Raw genomic sequence first — 15,414 nt, forward strand, 5'->3', positions numbered from 1 at the left:
CAGGGATCGGGCCCGCCCTAGTGCTTGCTGATGGCAGCCGGCAACGCGTCCAGCGACATCACCTCGCGCGCGGCGCCCAGCTTGATGGCTTCCTTGGGCATGCCGAACACCACGCAGCTCTGTTCGTCCTGGGCGATGGTGTGGGCGCCGGTATCGTGCAGCTCCTTCAGGCCCTTGGCGCCGTCGTCGCCCATGCCGGTCATGATCACGCCCAGCGCGTTGCGGCCGGCAAACTTGGCAGCGGAGCGGAACAGCACGTCCACCGATGGTTTGTGGCGGCTTACCGGCGGGCCGTCCACGATTTCCACGTGGTAAAAGGCGCCGCTGCGCTTGATCATCATGTGCTTGCCACCGGGGGCAATCAGCGCGCGGCCGGGAATGATGCGATCGCCGTTGGCCGCCTCTTTTACCTCGATGGCGGACAGCTTGTTCAGCCGTTCGGCAAACGACGAGGTAAAGCGCTCCGGCATGTGCTGCACGATGGCCATGCCGGGGCAGCCGCGTGGCAGCCGGGTCAGGATATGCTCCAGCGCCTGGGTGCCGCCGGTGGAGGTACCGATCACCACGATGCGGTCGGTGGTACTGAACATCTCGCGGCCGGTGGGCGCATCCAGCACCGCGTCGGCCGACAGCTTGCCCGGTACGCCGGGCAGCGGCGGCTTGCTGCCCGCAGCCGGGCTGGCGGCTACCGCCTGCGATGGCCGCACATTGCCCATGCGTGCCGATGCCGCCGCTTTTACCGCCTGTACCAGCGCGTTGCCATTGGCTTCCAGAAACGCCTTCACGCCGCCGGTGGGTTTGGCGATCACCTCTACCGCCCCGGCCGCCAGCGCGTTCATCGCCATATCGGACCCCTTCTGCGTCAGCGACGAGCAGATCACCACCGGCGTTGGCCGCGTGCTCATGATCTGCTTCAGAAAGGTAATGCCGTCCATGCGCGGCATTTCCACGTCCAGCACGATCACGTCCGGCCAGCGCGCCTTCATTTTTTCCATGGCCATGATCGGGTCATGCGCCACATCGGCCACTTCAATGCCCGAAGCCTGGGTAAAGACCGCCGTGAGCACCTGGCGCACCACGGCGGAGTCGTCTACCAGCATCACGCGGATGGTCATTTTGTTGCCTTTCTTCTGCTAGGGGTTGGCGTTGGCCGCGGTACATCGCGTTCGGTACTCTGGCGTACCCACACGTCGCCACAGGCCACGTCGAACAACACCAGCCGGGCGCCGGCACCGCCGAAATCCTCGGCTTGCACGCTCAAGCCCAACTGGGCGGCCAGCAACCTGGCCATCACGATGTTTTCGCCCGGCACGTCGGTCACATGCATCTCGCGCTCTACACTGGACAGCACCGAGGCACCGCCGATCAGCTTGGCCTGGAACTCGCGCAGCGGCCGGCCGCTGCGCAGCGCCTCGCGCACCAGCAGCAACATGGCCTCGTCGGCATAACGGCCGCTGAGCATATCGCTGCGCTCGCCGTTCTTGCGCTGCGCCAGCAGGTAATGGCACATGCCGCCTATCTTCAGCCGCGGGTGCCACAGCGTGATCGACACACAAGAGCCCAGCAGCGTCTTGATCAGCGACTCTTCGCCGCCGAAATGCCACTCGCCGGGCTTGAGGAACACTTCGGTCCGTTGGTGCGATTCGCTCATGACAGTTTCCGGTAGATGCCGGGTGCCACCAGCTGGATGGGCAGCGGCAGGCCATGCAGGCTTTCCGAGTGGCTGACCAGCAAAAAGCCGCCCACCGACAGCCGGCCCAGCACCCGCTCCACCACTTGCAGCTTGGTGGCGGCATCAAAATAAATCAGCACATTGCGCAGGAACACGATGTGGAACGGGCCGATGGATGGCAGGGTTTTATCCAGGTTGATCAGCTGGAAATTCACCTTGGCGCGCAGCGTCTTGTTCACCAGAAAGGTGCCGGCGTGCTGGCGCACCCCTTTCAGGCAGAAGCGCCGCATATAGGCCTCGGGCATGCCTTCGCAGCGCTGCAGCGCGTAATGCGCCTTTTGCGCCCGCGCCAGCACGCCCTGGCTGATATCGCTGCCCATCAGCGTCCAGTCGCCGTCGATACCCAGCACGTCGGCCAGCAGCATGGCAATGCTCCACACCTCCTCACCGGTGGAGGACGCGCCGCTCCATACCCGCAGCGTGCCCACCTGCGGCTGCTCGCGCAGGTGCTTTTGCAGCCAGTGGAAGTGCTTGGGCTCACGGAAGAAAAAGGTTTCGTGCGTGGTCAGCAGGTCGATCGCCGTTTCGCGCTCGTCCAGCTCGGCCGGGTCCTGCAGCAGGCGGAAATACGCCTCGAAGGTGGCTACATTGCGTGCGGCCAACCTGCGGGTAAGGCGCTGGTGCACCAGCGTTTTCTTGCCGGGCGGAAAATGCACCCCGGTCTGCGCCTTCATCCACACCGCAAAGCGGGAAAACGTGGCATCGGACAGTTGCATGGCACCCCCTCGCTTTCAGGCAGTCCGCCCCGGTACCAGGCGCGCCGGCCCGGGGTCTGTGATCGGTGGCGGCAACGCGCCACGCTTATTGGGTTTCTGCCTCGCGAACGTCCGGCAGCTCGTTGCCCCCCAGCGACGACAGCGCGGCCATTTCCTCCACCGACAGCACTTTTTCCACGTCCAGCAGCACCACGAAACGGTTATCCACCTTGGCCATGCCGGAGATGAAATCCACGCGGATGCGGCTGCCGAACTGCGGCGGCGGCTCGATGTCGGCCGCGCGGATGGCCAGCACCTCGTGCACCGCGTCCACCAGAATGCCGATGTACTGCTGCATGTCTTCGCAGGTGACCTCAATGATCACCACGCAGGTACGGCGCGAAATGCCCGTTTCGCTGCGGCCGAAGCGCACCGCCAGGTCGATCACCGGCACCACCGCTCCGCGCAGGTTCATCACCCCGCGGATGAAGGCCGGCATCAGCGGCACCTGCGTCAGCGTGGTGTACTCCAGAATCTCCTTGATCGACAGGATGCCGATGGCGTAAGTCTCCCCGCTGAGCTGGAAAGTCAGGTATTGCAGGATGTCCTCGTGGACCTCCTCCACGGGGGCGGCGTCGCGCCCCCGGCGTAGGGTCAATGCGCCCATGGTCACCTCCCGGCTCAGAAGCGCACGAAGTCGTTCTCGTCCGGCTCGCCGGCGCTGCCGTGCGAGCTGGGGGCACTGCTCACCACCGGGCTGCGCGGTGTGCCGCGACGGCGGGCGATACCCGAGGTTTCAATGCGGAAGAACGAGATCAGGTCTTGCAGGTTCTCGGCCTGGCCGCTCATCTCCTCGGCGGTGGACGCCAGTTCCTCGCTGGACGACGCGCTCTGCTGCGTGGCCGCGTTGATCTGCTGTACCGAGGCGTTGATCTGGCCGACACCGCTGGCCTGCTCCATCGACGCCGCCGAGATTTCCTGCACCAGGTCGGCGGTTTTGGAGCTGGAGCGCACGATCTCTTCCAGCAGCTGGCCGGCGCGTTCGGCCATCGACACGCTGCCGCTGGCCACTTCGCCAATCTCCTGCGCTGCTACCTGGCTGCGTTCGGCCAGCTTGCGCACCTCGGCGGCCACCACGGCAAAGCCCTTGCCGTGCTCGCCGGCGCGGGCGGCTTCGATGGCGGCGTTCAGCGCCAGCAGGTTGGTCTGGTAGGCGATGTCGTCGACGATGCTGATCTTGTCGGCAATCTGGCGCATGGCGGTGACGGTCTGTTTCACCGCATCGCCGCCCTCTGCGGCCTCGCGCGCGGCCTTGGTGGCAATGCTTTCGGTGAGCTTGGCGTTGTCGCTGGTCTGGTTGATGGACGAGGACATTTCTTCCACCGACGCCGACGTTTCTTCCACGCTGGCGGCCGACTCGCTGGCGCCTTGCGCCAGCGACTGGGCGGTGGCGCTCACCTGCTGCGAGGCCGACGACAGGTTGTCGGCGTTGCTGCGTACCTCGGCCATGATGCCGCGCAGCTTGTCGATGGTCATGGCAATGGACGAGGCCAGGCTGGTGGTGTCACCCGGTTTCACGGTGATGTTCACCATCAGGTTGCCGTTGGCCACTTCACGCATCATGTCGGCCACGTAGTGCGGCTCGCCACCCAGCGAGCGGGCAATATTACGGATGATCAGGATGGCCACCACGATGCCCACCACCAAAGCGATGATGGACACAGTCAGCATCTGCATGAAGGCGGCTTGATATTTCTCGTCCGCCTCTTTCGCCATGTCCACACTGAGCTGGGTTTCGAACGCCGCCAGCTCCGAAATCAGGCTGCGCAGCTTGCCCATCGCCGGGTTAGCCTGCGACTGCATCAGGGCAGCGGCTTCTTCGTTCTGGTTGGCCGCCCCCATTTGCACCACGCGGTCCACAATCGGGAACGCCACCGCTGCCTGCGCCGCAATCTGGTTCATCAAATCGCGCTCTTTCTCGGTCATCGGCTCCACCTGGCCGGCAAACAGGTCTTGCAACTTGCGGTAAGCGTCGGGGTATTTGTTCTTGTTGCTGTTATAAATTTCCACTGCCTTGCTCAGCTCGGCAGTGTCGGTAATGATGATCACGTTGCGGTACTGCACGCGCATTTCCTGCACCGCATCGTTCATCGCGTTGATCTGCACCAGCTCCGGGCTGTTCTCCTTGGTGATGGCGCTCATCTGCACATTGATCTGCCTGAAGCCGTTCATGGCGATCAGGAACACCAGCAGCATGAAGAAAATCACCGCGCCAAAGCCCAGCCCCAGGCGCATGGCCACCGACATCTGTTTTGTGCTCATTTCTGTGCTCCCCCGCAGCCTGCCGGCTGCTGTGCTTGGTTAATAGTTGCCGTGGCCGCCGCGCCCCTGCGCGGTGTCGGCGTGGTGGACGAAACGCTCGGCTTCCTGCGCGCAGGCGTACTGGATCAGGGCCGGAATATCGAGGATCAACGCCACCTCACCCGAACCCAGAATGGTGGAACCGCTGATGGCGCGCAGGTGACGGAACAAACTACCCAGCGGCTTGATCACGGTCTGGAACTCGCCCAAGAGCTCATCCACCACAATGCCGGCCTTGCTGTCGCCGTAACGCACCACCACCACGTTCTGGCGCTTGCCCGGCGGCTGCGCCAGTTCCAGGAACTGGTTCAGCCCCAGCAGCGGCAGCACTTCGCCGCGCAGGTTCAGGCAGTTGTGGGCGTCACCTTGCAGCGCGTTGCCCGGCATTTCGATGCATTCGATCACCGTTTCCAGCGGTATCACGAAGGTGGCATTGCCGACCGACACCAGGAAGCCATCGATAATGGCCAGCGTCAGCGGCAGGCGGATGCGGAAGGTGGTGCCCTCGCCCACTGCCGATTCGATATCGATGGTGCCGCGCAGCTGTTCGATACTGCGCCGTACCACGTCCATGCCCACGCCGCGGCCGGAGATGTTGGTCACCTGCTCGGCGGTGGAAAAACCCGGCTCGAAGATCAGCTTGTACACCTCGCCGTCCGGCAGCACCGCGTCGGGCGATACCAGGCCATTGGCCACCGCCTTGGCCAGGATCTTGTCCTTGCGCAGGCCGGCGCCGTCGTCGGCCACTTCGATCACCACGCTGCCGCTCTCGTGGTAGGCGTTCAGCCACACATTGCCCTCGGCCGGCTTGCCGGCGGCCAACCTGGCCTCGGACGATTCGATGCCGTGGTCGATGGCGTTGCGCACGATGTGCATCAGCGGGTCGCCCAGCTTGTCCACCATCGATTTGTCCAGCTCGGTGTCGGCGCCGGACACATTCAGCTGGATGCTCTTGCCCAGCTCTTTCGACACGTCGCGTACCACGCGCGGGAAGCGGCTGAAGATGTCGCCGATCTGCACCATGCGCATGCTCAGCGTGCCGGCGCGGATCTGTTCGATCAGGTTGGCAATGGCGATGGTGGATTCCACCAGCGCGCCCTGCGCCGAGCGGCGGGCCATCAGGTTGGCCGCAGCGCCGGCGATGACCAGCTCGCCGATCAGGTTGATCAGGTTGTCCAGCTTGGCCGCTTCCACCTTGATGAAGCGGCTTTCGGTGCCGCGCGGCTGGCGCACGTCCGCCGGCGCTTTGTCGGTTTTATCGGCCTTGTCGGCGCTGCTGGCGGCCACGCTGACGACCGCCACCGGGTCAGGCGCGACGTCGGTTTCGGCTTCGGTACTGGCCGTGGCGGCCTCGGTCGGCAGCCCCAGCGCGCGCCAGGCAGCGGCCACGGCAGCCTGTTCGGCCTCGTCGCCGAGGGCGGCCACCTGCGGCCAGTGCTGCGCGGCCTCGCTGACCGGGAAGATGTGGATCTGGCTGTCTTCGCGCACGAACTCGAATACGTCCAGCAGCATTTGCTGGCTGGCGTCGCTGGAGAACAGCACCTCGAAGCGCAGGTAACAGGTTTCCGCGTCGAAGCGCTCGGCAGATGGCAAACGGCTGACTACCGGCTGCACTACCAGAAACTCGCCCAGCAGCCGCAGGTAGCGGAAGAAGGCCGACGGGTCCATGCCGTTACGCAGCACGTCGTCGCCAAAGCGCAGCGACAGCACCCAGTCGCGCAGGCCGCCTTCCATCACCGCATCGGCGGGCGCGTCTGCTGCTGCCCCGGTGGCAGCCGCCTCGGTAACCGCCGGGCTGGCGTAACGGCGCAGCTCGTCCAGCAGCGGCGTCTGCAGCATCTGCTGCATGGCGGCCTTATCGTCCACCACCACCAGCATGGCCTTTACGTGGTCGTGGCAGCGCAGCAGCAGGCCGGACAGGTCTTCGCTGAGCGTCAGTTGGCCGCTGCGCAACAGGTCCACCACGTTTTCGGCCTCGTGGGTGAAGTGCACCACTTCGTCCAGGTTGAACAGGCCGGCCGAGCCCTTGATGGTGTGCATGGCGCGGAACAGCGCGTTGAGCTGCTCGTCGGTGGTGGCGCTGGCTTCCACGTCCAGCAGGATGCGCTCCATGTCTTCCAGCAGCTCGCGCGCTTCTTCCAGAAAGGTCTGGCGTGCCGAATCAAGATTCATCGCGGCCATCCTCCTCGTCTTTGATCGGCAACAGCAGCAGCAGGCCCAGCAGCGTCAGCAGCTCGCGGGCAGCGGCAGACAGCCGTACCAGCTGCAACGGCTTGTCCAGGCGGCGTGCTTCGCCCGCCAGCCACAGCAAGATCTGCGCGGCCGAACAGTCCATTTCGTCGATGGCCGACAGGTCCAGCTGCAGGCCGTCACCGGCAACCAGCGCGTCCGACAGCTGCTGACGCAGCTGGGCGGCCTGGTAGATGGTGCATTCTTGTTCCAGGGTGATGACGGACGGCATGGCTTCCTCCGGCAACAATCAGCGCCGCCGCAGCGGCAAGGCCCTGCCTAGGGCAGGATCAGCTTGGAAATGGCGGCCAACAGGATGGGCGGCTGGAACGGCTTCACCACCCAGGCTTTGGCACCGGCCTCTTGGCCGGCTTTTTTCTTGTCGTCGCCGGTTTCGGTGGTGAGCATGATCACCGGCGTGAATTTGTACGACGGGTGCTGCTTGACGTTTTTCAGGAAGGTAATGCCGTCCATGATCGGCATGTTCACGTCGGACACGATCAGGTGGATCTTGCGGCCGTCCAGCCGCTGCAGCCCTTCCTGGCCGTTACCGGCTTCGATCACGTCGTAACCGGCGTCCATCAGCGCAATCTTCACCACCTGCCGCAGGCTGGCAGAGTCGTCCACGATCAATATGGTCTTGGCCATGTGCTTGCTCCCCGTTAATCAGAAAAAGGTGACTTCGACGCTGGCACCACCGCCAGCGCCCCCTTGGGCGCCACCGCTGGCATGGCTGTGCAGCGCGTGCTGTTCGTGGGTGGTGTAACTGCGCTTCAGGTCGGCCAGCCACTGCCGGGTGTCCGGCTTGGGCGGCAGCTGCCCCGCCGGCGCTTGTACCGCCTCGTTCAGCATGGCTTCCAACCGCTGCATGTCGGCAATGATGTGGCTGAGGATCTGGCTGACACGGTCCTGGAACTGCAGGTTGACCAGCACGTCCTGGATCTCGTCGCGCACCTGGCCCCCGCTAGCGGCCAACTGCTGCTGGCTGTCTTTCAGCTCGTGCGTGATCTGCTGGTAGGTGTGGATGACGTCGGTCACCGAGCCGGCGGCGTCGTTCATCAGCGACTTTTCCTCCTGGCCCAGCTGCTGCGCACGCTGCGCGGTGGCTTCCAGCTCGGCCACGATCTGGGCCACGGAGGTGGAAATGTTCTTGCCGGTATCGTTGGACTGCATCGACAGTTTGCGCACTTCGTCGGCCACCACGGCAAAACCGCGGCCAGCCTCGCCGGCGCGGGCGGCCTCGATGGCGGCATTCAGCGCCAGCAGGTTGGTCTGGCCGGCAATGTAGGACACTGATTCGGCCATGCCCTGCAACTGGCTGGTATGCGCCTGCAGCTGGCCGATACGCTCGATCAGCTGGTTGCGCTTGTCGACCGACTCGTCCAGCAGCCGCAGGATGCTGAGCAGCTTTTCCTCGGCTTGCGCCATCTTGCCGAAATCGCCGCCGCCCTGGCCGTCGCTGAGCGACTGGCGGATCAGCGCGTTCATGCTGGCAAAACGGTTGGCCAGGTTGCCGATGGCTTCCTCCACCTGGCTGGAAGCCAGCTGGGTCTGGCCGGACCATAGCGGCAGCACTTGCGACACCAGCTTGCCGGCTTCTTCCCAGTACGGGTCGGGGGCCGGCGCGGTAGCCACCGGCGCCTCGCTGTCGTTGCCTTGCCGGGCCGCCCCCGGCCACGCCAGGCCGGCGAGCAGCGGCACCAGCAACAGCACGACCAGCAGCCACCAGGCGCTACCGGCCAGCCAGGCCAGCACCGGAAACAGCACGGCGGAAGTGAGCAGATACACCCGTTCGGTGCGGTGAGTTTTTGGGCTTAGCACAGCATCCCCTTTTTCGTCTTATGGATGTCAATAGTGCTATAGCCAGCCTTTTTTATAGTTTCAATGTAAAATTCGAGCCATTACGTGCCTCGATTGCGCCAGATCATTCATTTGTTTTACTTATATTGAGTACCTTTTTGTTAGCTGCTATCAAATAGCCGCCGTCATCATGCCGCTGCTATACGCTGCCAAATGGATATTTTTGACGAAAAATATCCCGACAACGGGTAATGCGCACCTTTTCTGGCAAGGATTTACGTAGGCTGAATAGCCGGATGTCAGCTTCGTTAGCACAACAGTTCACCGATTCATAAGATGTTGTCGCGCATCATCTTATAGCAAATGCTTTTCAATACTGGCGACGGCAGGGCTCTCGTCGCTCGGCGGCTTTGCCATTACAATCCGGCTAGACTTTTGTATACGGAAAACGCGCATGAGCCACCCGCACGCTCACCAGGTAAAACAGTTTCTTCTGGACCTGCAGGACCACATCTGCCTGGGCCTGGCCGGCGCCGACGGCGCGGCCAACTTCATCGAGGACAGCTGGCAGCGCCCGGCAGGAGGCGGTGGCCGTAGCCGGGTGCTGACCGGCGGCGCCGTGTTCGAGCAAGCCGGCGTCAATTTCTCGCACGTGTCCGGTGAGGCGCTGCCGGCCAGTGCCACCGCGCACCGCCCGGAGCTGGCCGGCCGCCGCTTCGAGGCCATGGGCGTGTCGCTGGTGATCCACCCGAAAAACCCTTATGTGCCCACCAGCCACGCCAATGTGCGCTTTTTCATTGCCGAAAAAGACGGCGAGGCACCGGTATGGTGGTTTGGCGGCGGTTTCGACCTGACGCCCTACTACGGCAACGTGGACGACGTGGTGCACTGGCACACCGTGGCGCGCGACCTGTGCGCACCGTTCGGCGCCGACACCTACCCCAAATACAAAAAGTGGTGCGATGAATACTTCTACCTGAAGCACCGCGGTGAAGCGCGCGGCGTGGGCGGCTTGTTCTTCGACGACCTGAACCAACCGGATTTCGATACCAGCTTTGCCTTCATGCAGGCAGTAGGTAACGGCTTTACCGACGCCTATCTGCCCATCGTGGCGCGCCGCAAAGACACGCCCTGGGGCGAGCGCGAGCGCCAGTTCCAGCTGTACCGCCGCGGCCGCTACGTGGAATTCAACCTGGTGTGGGACCGCGGCACGCTGTTCGGCCTGCAGACCGGTGGCCGTACCGAATCCATCCTGATGTCGATGCCGCCGCTGGTGCGCTGGGAATACGGCTACCAACCGGAAGCCGGCAGCCCGGAAGCGGCGCTGTACACCGACTTCCTGCCGCACCGCGAGTGGGTATGAGCCTGCTGCGGCCAACCCTGCACCAGCTTGTGGCGGCGCTGATGCTGCTAGCGGCGCTGAGCAGCCATGCGGCCAAGCCGCTGCCCGCCGAGGTCAAGGCCACGCTGCCGGCCGGCCAGACTCTGCTGACCTGGGAGGCGGCCGACCTTAACCGCGACGGTCGTGTCGATCTGGTTACCGTCAGCGAAGCCAGCGCCCAGCAAGACGATGACGGCCCCCGGCTGCTGCAGGTGTGGCTGCGCCAGCCCGACGGCAAACTCAAGGCCGTCGCCCGCAGCGAACGCGCGGTGATGTGCCGCCAGTGCGGCGGCGTGTTTGGCGACCCGTTTGAAGGCATCCAGACGCAGGCAGGTGGCTTTACGCTGCTGCACTACGGCGGCAGCAACTGGCGCTGGCGCGAGGACTACCGCTTTGCCTGGTCACGCCGCGACCAGACCTGGCAGCTGGTAGCGGTCGATAGCCTGAGCTTCCACACCAGTGAACCAGACAAGCAAACCGCGAAACACGCCCGCCCGCCACGCGATTTCGGCCTGATCAACCTGGCCGACTTCGATTATGAAAACTGGCAAGGGCGCGGCCAACGTTAAGCCCGCAAAGGACACCCCATGCACTGTGAACTGTGCCACCAGGACGGTGGCGACATCCTGTACCGCGACGACAAACTGCGCGTGATTCTGGTGGCCGACGCCGACTATCCGGCGTTCTGCCGCGTGATCTGGCACGGCCATGTGAAGGAAATGACCGACCTGGCCCCGGCCGACCGCGCCCACGTGATGGACTGGGTGTACCGCACTGAAGCCGCGCTGCGCAGCCTGCTGAACCCGGACAAGATCAACCTGGCCAGTTTCGGCAATATGGTGCCGCACCTGCACTGGCACGTGATCCCGCGTTTTGCCGACGACAAGCACTTCCCGCAGCCGCTGTGGGGCCAGGCGCAGCGTGACGGCGTAGCGCACGGCATGCCACAGTTGGCCGCCGCACTGCGCGCCGCGCTGGCCGGCTGAAGCCCGGCCGTGCTATGGTGGTCAACGTTTAATATTTCAAACAACGCTTGACCACCGTCAACGGCAGCCCGTCTGCCAGGACGCCTTGCGAAGCCGGCCACCGGCTGGCTTCGCAAGGTGCCCAAGCGTGTGCAAAGGAGAACCCCATGTACCGTACCCTGATCAGCGCAGACGCCCTGCTGCAGCAAGACACCGCCGACCTGGTGCTGCTGGACTGCCGCTTCCAGCTGGCCGACCCGTCCTACGGCCCCACCGTTTACGAAGCCGGCCACCTGCCCGGCGCCCACTACCTGCACCTGGACTATCACCTGTCTGGCGCCAAGAACGGCAATAACGGCCGCCACCCGCTGCCGGACGGCCAACGCCTGGCGGTGAACTTCGGCGCGCTGGGCATCGGCCCAAATACCCAGGTGGTGACCTACGACGACGCCGGCGGCATGTACGCGGCGCGCGCCTGGTGGCTGCTGCGCTGGCTGGGTCACGAGGCCGTGGCGGTGCTGGACGGCGGCTTTCAGGCCTGGCAGGCCGCTGGTGGTGCCGTCACTACCGACGCACCGGAGAAAAACAGCACCCGCTTCGTGATGCGCCCGGCGCTGGAGCAGCTGTTCGACGCCGATATGGTGGCGGCCAACCTCGACAAAGCCGAACGCGTGCTGATCGATGCCCGCGCCCCCGACCGCTTTGCCGGCCAGAACGAAACGCTGGACCCGGTAGCCGGCCACATCCCCGGCGCGCGCAACCGTTTCTTCCAGCTCAATATGCAGGATGGCCGCTTCAAGCCGGCCGAGGTGCTGGCTGCGGAATGGCAAGCGGTACTGGGCGATACCGCCGCCAGCGACGTGGTGCTGTACTGCGGTAGCGGCGTCACCGCCTGCCATAACCGCCTGGCCATGGCCCACGCCGGCCTGGACGGCGCCGCGCTGTACGCCGGTAGCTGGAGCGAATGGTGCAGCGACGATAGCCGCCCGGTAGCGACCGGCGCCTGATCGCTGCCCGCAGCAAAACAAAAAGGTTGGCCTCATGCGGCCAACCTTTTTTACGTCTTAAGCCCGCGTCAACCCAACATCAACTGCTGGATCAGCTTCTGTCCGGCCTTCCAGTCGCCCAGCCCGCTGTGGCTGCCCATATGGCCGGCGCTGCCGGCATCCAGCAGCTTAACGCCCCACTGCGCGGCCATCGCCTCGCTCGTGGCGTAATCGCAGAACAGGTCATCGCGGCTGGCCACCATACGCGTGGGGACGGGAATGCGGATAGCACGTGGCGCAGCAAAGCCGTCAAACGCCGGTAGCGGCGCGTCGTCCGGCAGCTCGCCGCTGGCACGCGCCCGCGCCTCGGTAATCGGCAGTGCCGGCGGCGCTACCAGCAACAGGCCCTTGACCTTGCGTTGCTGCAACAGGCTGGCCTGGCCCAGCCACTCCACCGCGGTATGGCAACCCAGGCTGTGTGCGGCCAACACCACCTTGCCGCTACAGCCGTCTACCGTGTCGGCCAGGCACTGCACCCAGGCATCGCGGCTGGGGTACAGCCAGTCGTCCTGCTCCACGCGGCGCGCCAGCGGGTACAGCCGTTCCCAGTAGCTCTGCCAGTGTTTGGGGCCGGAGTTGCCCCAGCCTGGCACCGTAATCAGGAAAATATCGTCGTCATCCCACATTACAGGCTCCGCTCGTAGTCAACGGTCAGCGGGGCGTGGTCGGAAAACTTCTCGTCCTTGTACACGCTGGCAGCACGAGCCTGCGCCATCAGCCCGGGGCTGACGATGTGGTAATCGATCCGCCAGCCCACGTCCTTGGCGTAAGCCTGGCCACGGTTGCTCCACCAGCTGTAACCCGGCGCGTCTGGGTACAGCGTACGCCACACATCGCACCAGCCGCTGCCCAGCAATTGCGTCATCCAGGCGCGCTCTTCCGGAAGGAAACCGGAGTTTTTCAGGTTGCCCTTCCAGTTCTTGAGGTCGATCTCGTTATGGGCGATGTTCCAGTCACCGCAGATCACCACGTCACGGCCGCTGGCGCGCAGTGCTTCCATATGCGGCATGAACACGTCGAGGAAATCGAACTTCACCTGCTGGCGCTCGTCGCTGCTGGAGCCGGAAGGCAAATACAGCGACACCACCGACAGGTTACCGATATCCAGCTGCAGGTAGCGGCCTTCTGCGTCGATCCAGTCTACGCCCAGGCCGGTAATCACGCGGTCCGGCGTGTGGCGGGTGTAAATGCCGACGCCGCTATAGCCCTTCTTCTCGGCGTAGTGAAAATAACCGGTCATACCGTCCGGGTTCTGCATGCGCGGGCTGAGGTCCCCCGCCTGGGCTTTCAGCTCCTGCAGGCAGACAAAATCCGCCTGATGGCCCGCCAGCCAGTCGAAAAAGCCCTTCTTGTCGGCCGAGCGGATGCCGTTGAGGTTGGCGGAAACGATTCGAAGCATGGGGTCTCCCGTGGTATCCTTGCGGCAATTTTTCAGCCACGTCAATGCGTTAAGGTAGGGGTATAGAAATGAGCGATTTTCGCCAGGATTTTATTCGTTTTGCGCTTAAGAAGCAGGTACTGCGTTTCGGTTCCTTTGTGACCAAAGCGGGCCGCACTTCACCCTACTTCTTCAACGCCGGCCTGTTCAACGATGGCGAAAGCACGCTGCATCTGTCCCGTTTCTACGCCAAGTCTATCAGCGAGAGCGGCGTCGCATTCGATATGATTTTCGGGCCTGCCTACAAGGGCATCATCCTGGCCGCCGCCACCAGCATGGCGCTGGCAGAAGATGGCCGCAACGTGCCGTTTGCCTATAACCGCAAGGAAGCCAAAGACCACGGCGAAGGCGGCACCCTGGTGGGCGCGCCGCTGCAAGGCAAGGTGCTGATCATCGACGACGTGATTTCGGCCGGCACCTCGGTACGCGAGTCGGTACAGCTGATCCGCGCCGCCGGCGCCGAACCGGCTGGCGTGGCCATCGCACTGGACCGCATGGAGCGCGGCACGGGTGAACTGTCGGCAGTGCAAGAAGTAGCACGTGACTATAATTTGCCTGTTATTGCCATTGCCACGCTAAAAGACTTGCTGGGCTTCCTTGAAGGCAGCCCGGAACTGGCCGACAATCTGGAAGCGGTGCGTGCCTACCGCGCCCAATACGGAGTCAACGACTGATATGCGCTACCACCTCGCCCTGCTGCTATTCGCCTGTGCCCTGCCGGTACAGGCCGAAGGTCTGTACAAATGGACAGACGAGCGCGGGGTGGTGCACTACAGCGACTACCCGCCGCCTACCGAACAGAAGAGCGGCGTCAGCAAGCTGAACAAGGAAGGCATCCTGCTGCGCAAGGGCGAAAGCGAAGCCGACAAGCGCGCCCACGAGGCCGAACTGGTGCGCAAGAAGCAGGAGCAGGAACAGCGCGCCGAACAGCTGCGCTACGACCGCGCACTGCAGGAACGCTACCGCTCTACTGCCGATATCGCCGCAGAACGCGACAAGCAGATCAAACTGCTACAAACCGGCCTGCGTACGCTGGAAAGCCAGTTGCGCATGGCCAGTGCCCAGCTGAATGATCTGAACAACGAAGCCAATAAACTGCGGCAGAGCGGTAAAACTATCTCGGATGGCCTGCGTAGCCAGCTTGCCGAGAAACAACGACTGCAAAACGAAACCACCGCCCTAATCCAGTCGCGGCGCGCAGAAATCGAACGGCTACGCGTCAAAGCCGCCCAGGACATGCTGCGGCTGCAAGAACTTAACAAGCCGGCAGCCCCGGCCAATCACTAGGCTTACTGCCCTTCCTTCTGCTGCCAAGCGTCCTTCAGACGCTGTGTGGCTTGCTGCATCACGGCATCGGCAGCTTGCTTGTCGGCAGCCGCTTGCGCCTGCTGCTGCTGTGCTTGCTGCAAGGCTTGCTGCGCATCCGCCAGACGTTTTTCTGCCAGCTTCAAATCATCGTCTGCTTGCTGTAACTGGCGTCGCGCCTGCTCCTGCTTGCCATCCGCCGCTTGGTACGCCATCTGTGCGGCCAGCAACTGGGCATCCACATTACTGCTGTTTTGTGCCAGCACCGGCGCGGCCAGCACCACCAGCAAGCATGCTGCGAATCGTTTCATCAGAATCTCCCTCTCGATAATGCAACAAGGTTACCCGATCCTGACAGGGCATGAAACCTGGCGGTTCCCACTGCAGCGACGTCCACCCCATCTTGAGTAGCGCGTGACTTTAGCGTCCAATCCACCATGACAAGGAGTTGGACATGAAGAA

18 protein-coding genes are annotated in these 15,414 nt (G+C 63.7%); 6 read left to right on the forward strand and 12 right to left on the reverse strand.

Annotation, left to right across the window (positions count from 1 at the left end):
• Nucleotides 1-17 precede the first annotated feature (17 nt).
• The 9 genes from FLQ03_RS04235 to FLQ03_RS19355 form a co-directional block, all read right to left on the reverse strand.
• Complete coding sequence (locus FLQ03_RS04235) at nt 18-1,115, reverse strand: protein-glutamate methylesterase/protein-glutamine glutaminase (RefSeq protein ID WP_144372785.1); 1,098 nt, start codon at nt 1,113-1,115, stop codon at nt 18-20.
• Entirely contained in the window at nt 1,112-1,651 is a 540-nt protein-coding gene (locus tag FLQ03_RS04240; protein ID WP_144372786.1) for a chemotaxis protein CheD, read from the reverse strand. The genes FLQ03_RS04235 and FLQ03_RS04240 overlap by 4 nt, the downstream gene beginning before the upstream one ends.
• The gene (locus FLQ03_RS04245; protein ID WP_144372787.1) at nt 1,648-2,448 is read right to left on the reverse strand and encodes a CheR family methyltransferase; all 801 of its coding nucleotides are present in this window, start codon (nt 2,446-2,448) and stop codon (nt 1,648-1,650) included. The genes FLQ03_RS04240 and FLQ03_RS04245 overlap by 4 nt, the downstream gene beginning before the upstream one ends.
• Before the next feature lie 85 nt (nt 2,449-2,533).
• Nucleotides 2,534-3,094, reverse strand: coding sequence for a chemotaxis protein CheW (locus FLQ03_RS04250; protein ID WP_144372788.1), 561 nt, complete (start codon nt 3,092-3,094; stop codon nt 2,534-2,536).
• A gap of 14 nt (nt 3,095-3,108) precedes the next feature.
• Complete coding sequence (locus FLQ03_RS04255; RefSeq protein ID WP_144372789.1) at nt 3,109-4,749, reverse strand: methyl-accepting chemotaxis protein; 1,641 nt, start codon at nt 4,747-4,749, stop codon at nt 3,109-3,111.
• A 39-nt stretch (nt 4,750-4,788) separates the two neighbouring features.
• Entirely contained in the window at nt 4,789-6,960 is a 2,172-nt protein-coding gene (locus tag FLQ03_RS04260; protein WP_144372790.1) for a chemotaxis protein CheA, read from the reverse strand.
• Nucleotides 6,950-7,249 carry an STAS domain-containing protein gene (locus tag FLQ03_RS04265; protein WP_144372791.1) on the reverse strand — a complete coding sequence of 100 codons (300 nt, stop codon included), beginning with the start codon at nt 7,247-7,249 and terminating at the stop codon, nt 6,950-6,952. The genes FLQ03_RS04260 and FLQ03_RS04265 overlap by 11 nt, the downstream gene beginning before the upstream one ends.
• A 47-nt stretch (nt 7,250-7,296) precedes the next feature.
• Entirely contained in the window at nt 7,297-7,665 is a 369-nt protein-coding gene (locus FLQ03_RS04270) for a response regulator (protein ID WP_144372792.1), read from the reverse strand.
• Between the two features lie 18 nt (nt 7,666-7,683).
• Nucleotides 7,684-8,505, reverse strand: a complete 822-nt coding sequence (locus FLQ03_RS19355) for a methyl-accepting chemotaxis protein (protein ID WP_144372808.1) — start codon at nt 8,503-8,505, stop codon at nt 7,684-7,686.
• A 766-nt stretch (nt 8,506-9,271) separates the two neighbouring features.
• Here FLQ03_RS19355 and hemF point away from each other — a divergent pair.
• The 4 genes from hemF to FLQ03_RS04295 all read left to right on the forward strand — a co-directional run bounded on the left by hemF (nt 9,272) and on the right by FLQ03_RS04295 (nt 12,170).
• Complete coding sequence (gene hemF / locus FLQ03_RS04280) at nt 9,272-10,180, forward strand: oxygen-dependent coproporphyrinogen oxidase (protein WP_144372793.1); 909 nt, start codon at nt 9,272-9,274, stop codon at nt 10,178-10,180.
• Nucleotides 10,177-10,767 carry a hypothetical protein gene (locus FLQ03_RS04285; RefSeq protein WP_144372794.1) on the forward strand — a complete coding sequence of 197 codons (591 nt, stop codon included), beginning with the start codon at nt 10,177-10,179 and terminating at the stop codon, nt 10,765-10,767. The genes hemF and FLQ03_RS04285 overlap by 4 nt, the downstream gene beginning before the upstream one ends.
• Nucleotides 10,768-10,785: 18 nt before the next feature.
• Nucleotides 10,786-11,184 (forward strand): HIT family protein, encoded by a 399-nt coding sequence (locus FLQ03_RS04290; RefSeq protein ID WP_144372795.1) that lies wholly within the window; start codon nt 10,786-10,788, stop codon nt 11,182-11,184.
• A 146-nt stretch (nt 11,185-11,330) separates the two neighbouring features.
• Entirely contained in the window at nt 11,331-12,170 is an 840-nt protein-coding gene (locus tag FLQ03_RS04295) for a sulfurtransferase (protein WP_144372796.1), read from the forward strand.
• A gap of 68 nt (nt 12,171-12,238) precedes the next feature.
• Here the strand turns inward: FLQ03_RS04295 and FLQ03_RS04300 are convergent, their stop codons facing one another.
• Both FLQ03_RS04300 and FLQ03_RS04305 read right to left on the reverse strand, forming a co-directional pair.
• Complete coding sequence (locus FLQ03_RS04300) at nt 12,239-12,835, reverse strand: RBBP9/YdeN family alpha/beta hydrolase (protein WP_144372797.1); 597 nt, start codon at nt 12,833-12,835, stop codon at nt 12,239-12,241.
• Nucleotides 12,835-13,608, reverse strand: coding sequence for an exodeoxyribonuclease III (locus FLQ03_RS04305; RefSeq protein WP_144372798.1), 774 nt, complete (start codon nt 13,606-13,608; stop codon nt 12,835-12,837). The genes FLQ03_RS04300 and FLQ03_RS04305 overlap by 1 nt, the downstream gene beginning before the upstream one ends.
• 68 nt (nt 13,609-13,676) lie before the next feature.
• Here FLQ03_RS04305 and pyrE point away from each other — a divergent pair, with 68 nt between their 5' ends.
• Entirely contained in the window at nt 13,677-14,321 is a 645-nt protein-coding gene (pyrE, locus tag FLQ03_RS04310) for an orotate phosphoribosyltransferase (protein ID WP_144372799.1), read from the forward strand.
• A gap of 1 nt (nt 14,322) precedes the next feature.
• Nucleotides 14,323-14,934 (forward strand): DUF4124 domain-containing protein, encoded by a 612-nt coding sequence (locus FLQ03_RS04315; RefSeq protein WP_144372800.1) that lies wholly within the window; start codon nt 14,323-14,325, stop codon nt 14,932-14,934.
• Nucleotides 14,935-14,936: 2 nt separating this feature from the next.
• Here FLQ03_RS04315 and FLQ03_RS04320 read toward each other — a convergent pair whose 3' ends face one another.
• Nucleotides 14,937-15,263 (reverse strand): hypothetical protein, encoded by a 327-nt coding sequence (locus FLQ03_RS04320; RefSeq protein WP_144372801.1) that lies wholly within the window; start codon nt 15,261-15,263, stop codon nt 14,937-14,939.
• Between the last annotated feature and the right edge of the window lie 151 nt (nt 15,264-15,414).

The sequence above is a fragment of the Vogesella urethralis genome (genome assembly GCF_007644045.2).
Classification (GTDB): Bacteria; Pseudomonadota; Gammaproteobacteria; order Burkholderiales; family Chromobacteriaceae; genus Vogesella; species Vogesella urethralis.

Bases quoted from the DNA above. Each gene is read 5' to 3' on its own strand.
- FLQ03_RS04295 (WP_144372796.1), top strand. From the start codon at position 11,331: ATGTACCGTACCCTGATCAGCGCAGACGCCCTGCTGCAGCAAGACACC.
- FLQ03_RS04270 (WP_144372792.1), bottom strand. From the start codon at position 7,665: ATGGCCAAGACCATATTGATCGTGGACGACTCTGCCAGCCTGCGGCAG.
- FLQ03_RS19355 (WP_144372808.1), bottom strand. From the start codon at position 8,505: ATGAACGCGCTGATCCGCCAGTCGCTCAGCGACGGCCAGGGCGGCGGC.
- hemF (WP_144372793.1), top strand. From the start codon at position 9,272: ATGAGCCACCCGCACGCTCACCAGGTAAAACAGTTTCTTCTGGACCTG.
- FLQ03_RS04290 (WP_144372795.1), top strand. From the start codon at position 10,786: ATGCACTGTGAACTGTGCCACCAGGACGGTGGCGACATCCTGTACCGC.
- FLQ03_RS04265 (WP_144372791.1), bottom strand. From the start codon at position 7,249: ATGCCGTCCGTCATCACCCTGGAACAAGAATGCACCATCTACCAGGCC.
- FLQ03_RS04235 (WP_144372785.1), bottom strand. From the start codon at position 1,115: ATGACCATCCGCGTGATGCTGGTAGACGACTCCGCCGTGGTGCGCCAG.
- FLQ03_RS04305 (WP_144372798.1), bottom strand. From the start codon at position 13,608: ATGCTTCGAATCGTTTCCGCCAACCTCAACGGCATCCGCTCGGCCGAC.
- FLQ03_RS04285 (WP_144372794.1), top strand. From the start codon at position 10,177: ATGAGCCTGCTGCGGCCAACCCTGCACCAGCTTGTGGCGGCGCTGATG.
- FLQ03_RS04300 (WP_144372797.1), bottom strand. From the start codon at position 12,835: ATGTGGGATGACGACGATATTTTCCTGATTACGGTGCCAGGCTGGGGC.
- pyrE (WP_144372799.1), top strand. From the start codon at position 13,677: ATGAGCGATTTTCGCCAGGATTTTATTCGTTTTGCGCTTAAGAAGCAG.
- FLQ03_RS04250 (WP_144372788.1), bottom strand. From the start codon at position 3,094: ATGGGCGCATTGACCCTACGCCGGGGGCGCGACGCCGCCCCCGTGGAG.
- FLQ03_RS04315 (WP_144372800.1), top strand. From the start codon at position 14,323: ATGCGCTACCACCTCGCCCTGCTGCTATTCGCCTGTGCCCTGCCGGTA.
- FLQ03_RS04260 (WP_144372790.1), bottom strand. From the start codon at position 6,960: ATGAATCTTGATTCGGCACGCCAGACCTTTCTGGAAGAAGCGCGCGAG.
- FLQ03_RS04240 (WP_144372786.1), bottom strand. From the start codon at position 1,651: ATGAGCGAATCGCACCAACGGACCGAAGTGTTCCTCAAGCCCGGCGAG.
- FLQ03_RS04245 (WP_144372787.1), bottom strand. From the start codon at position 2,448: ATGCAACTGTCCGATGCCACGTTTTCCCGCTTTGCGGTGTGGATGAAG.
- FLQ03_RS04255 (WP_144372789.1), bottom strand. From the start codon at position 4,749: ATGAGCACAAAACAGATGTCGGTGGCCATGCGCCTGGGGCTGGGCTTT.
- FLQ03_RS04320 (WP_144372801.1), bottom strand. From the start codon at position 15,263: ATGAAACGATTCGCAGCATGCTTGCTGGTGGTGCTGGCCGCGCCGGTG.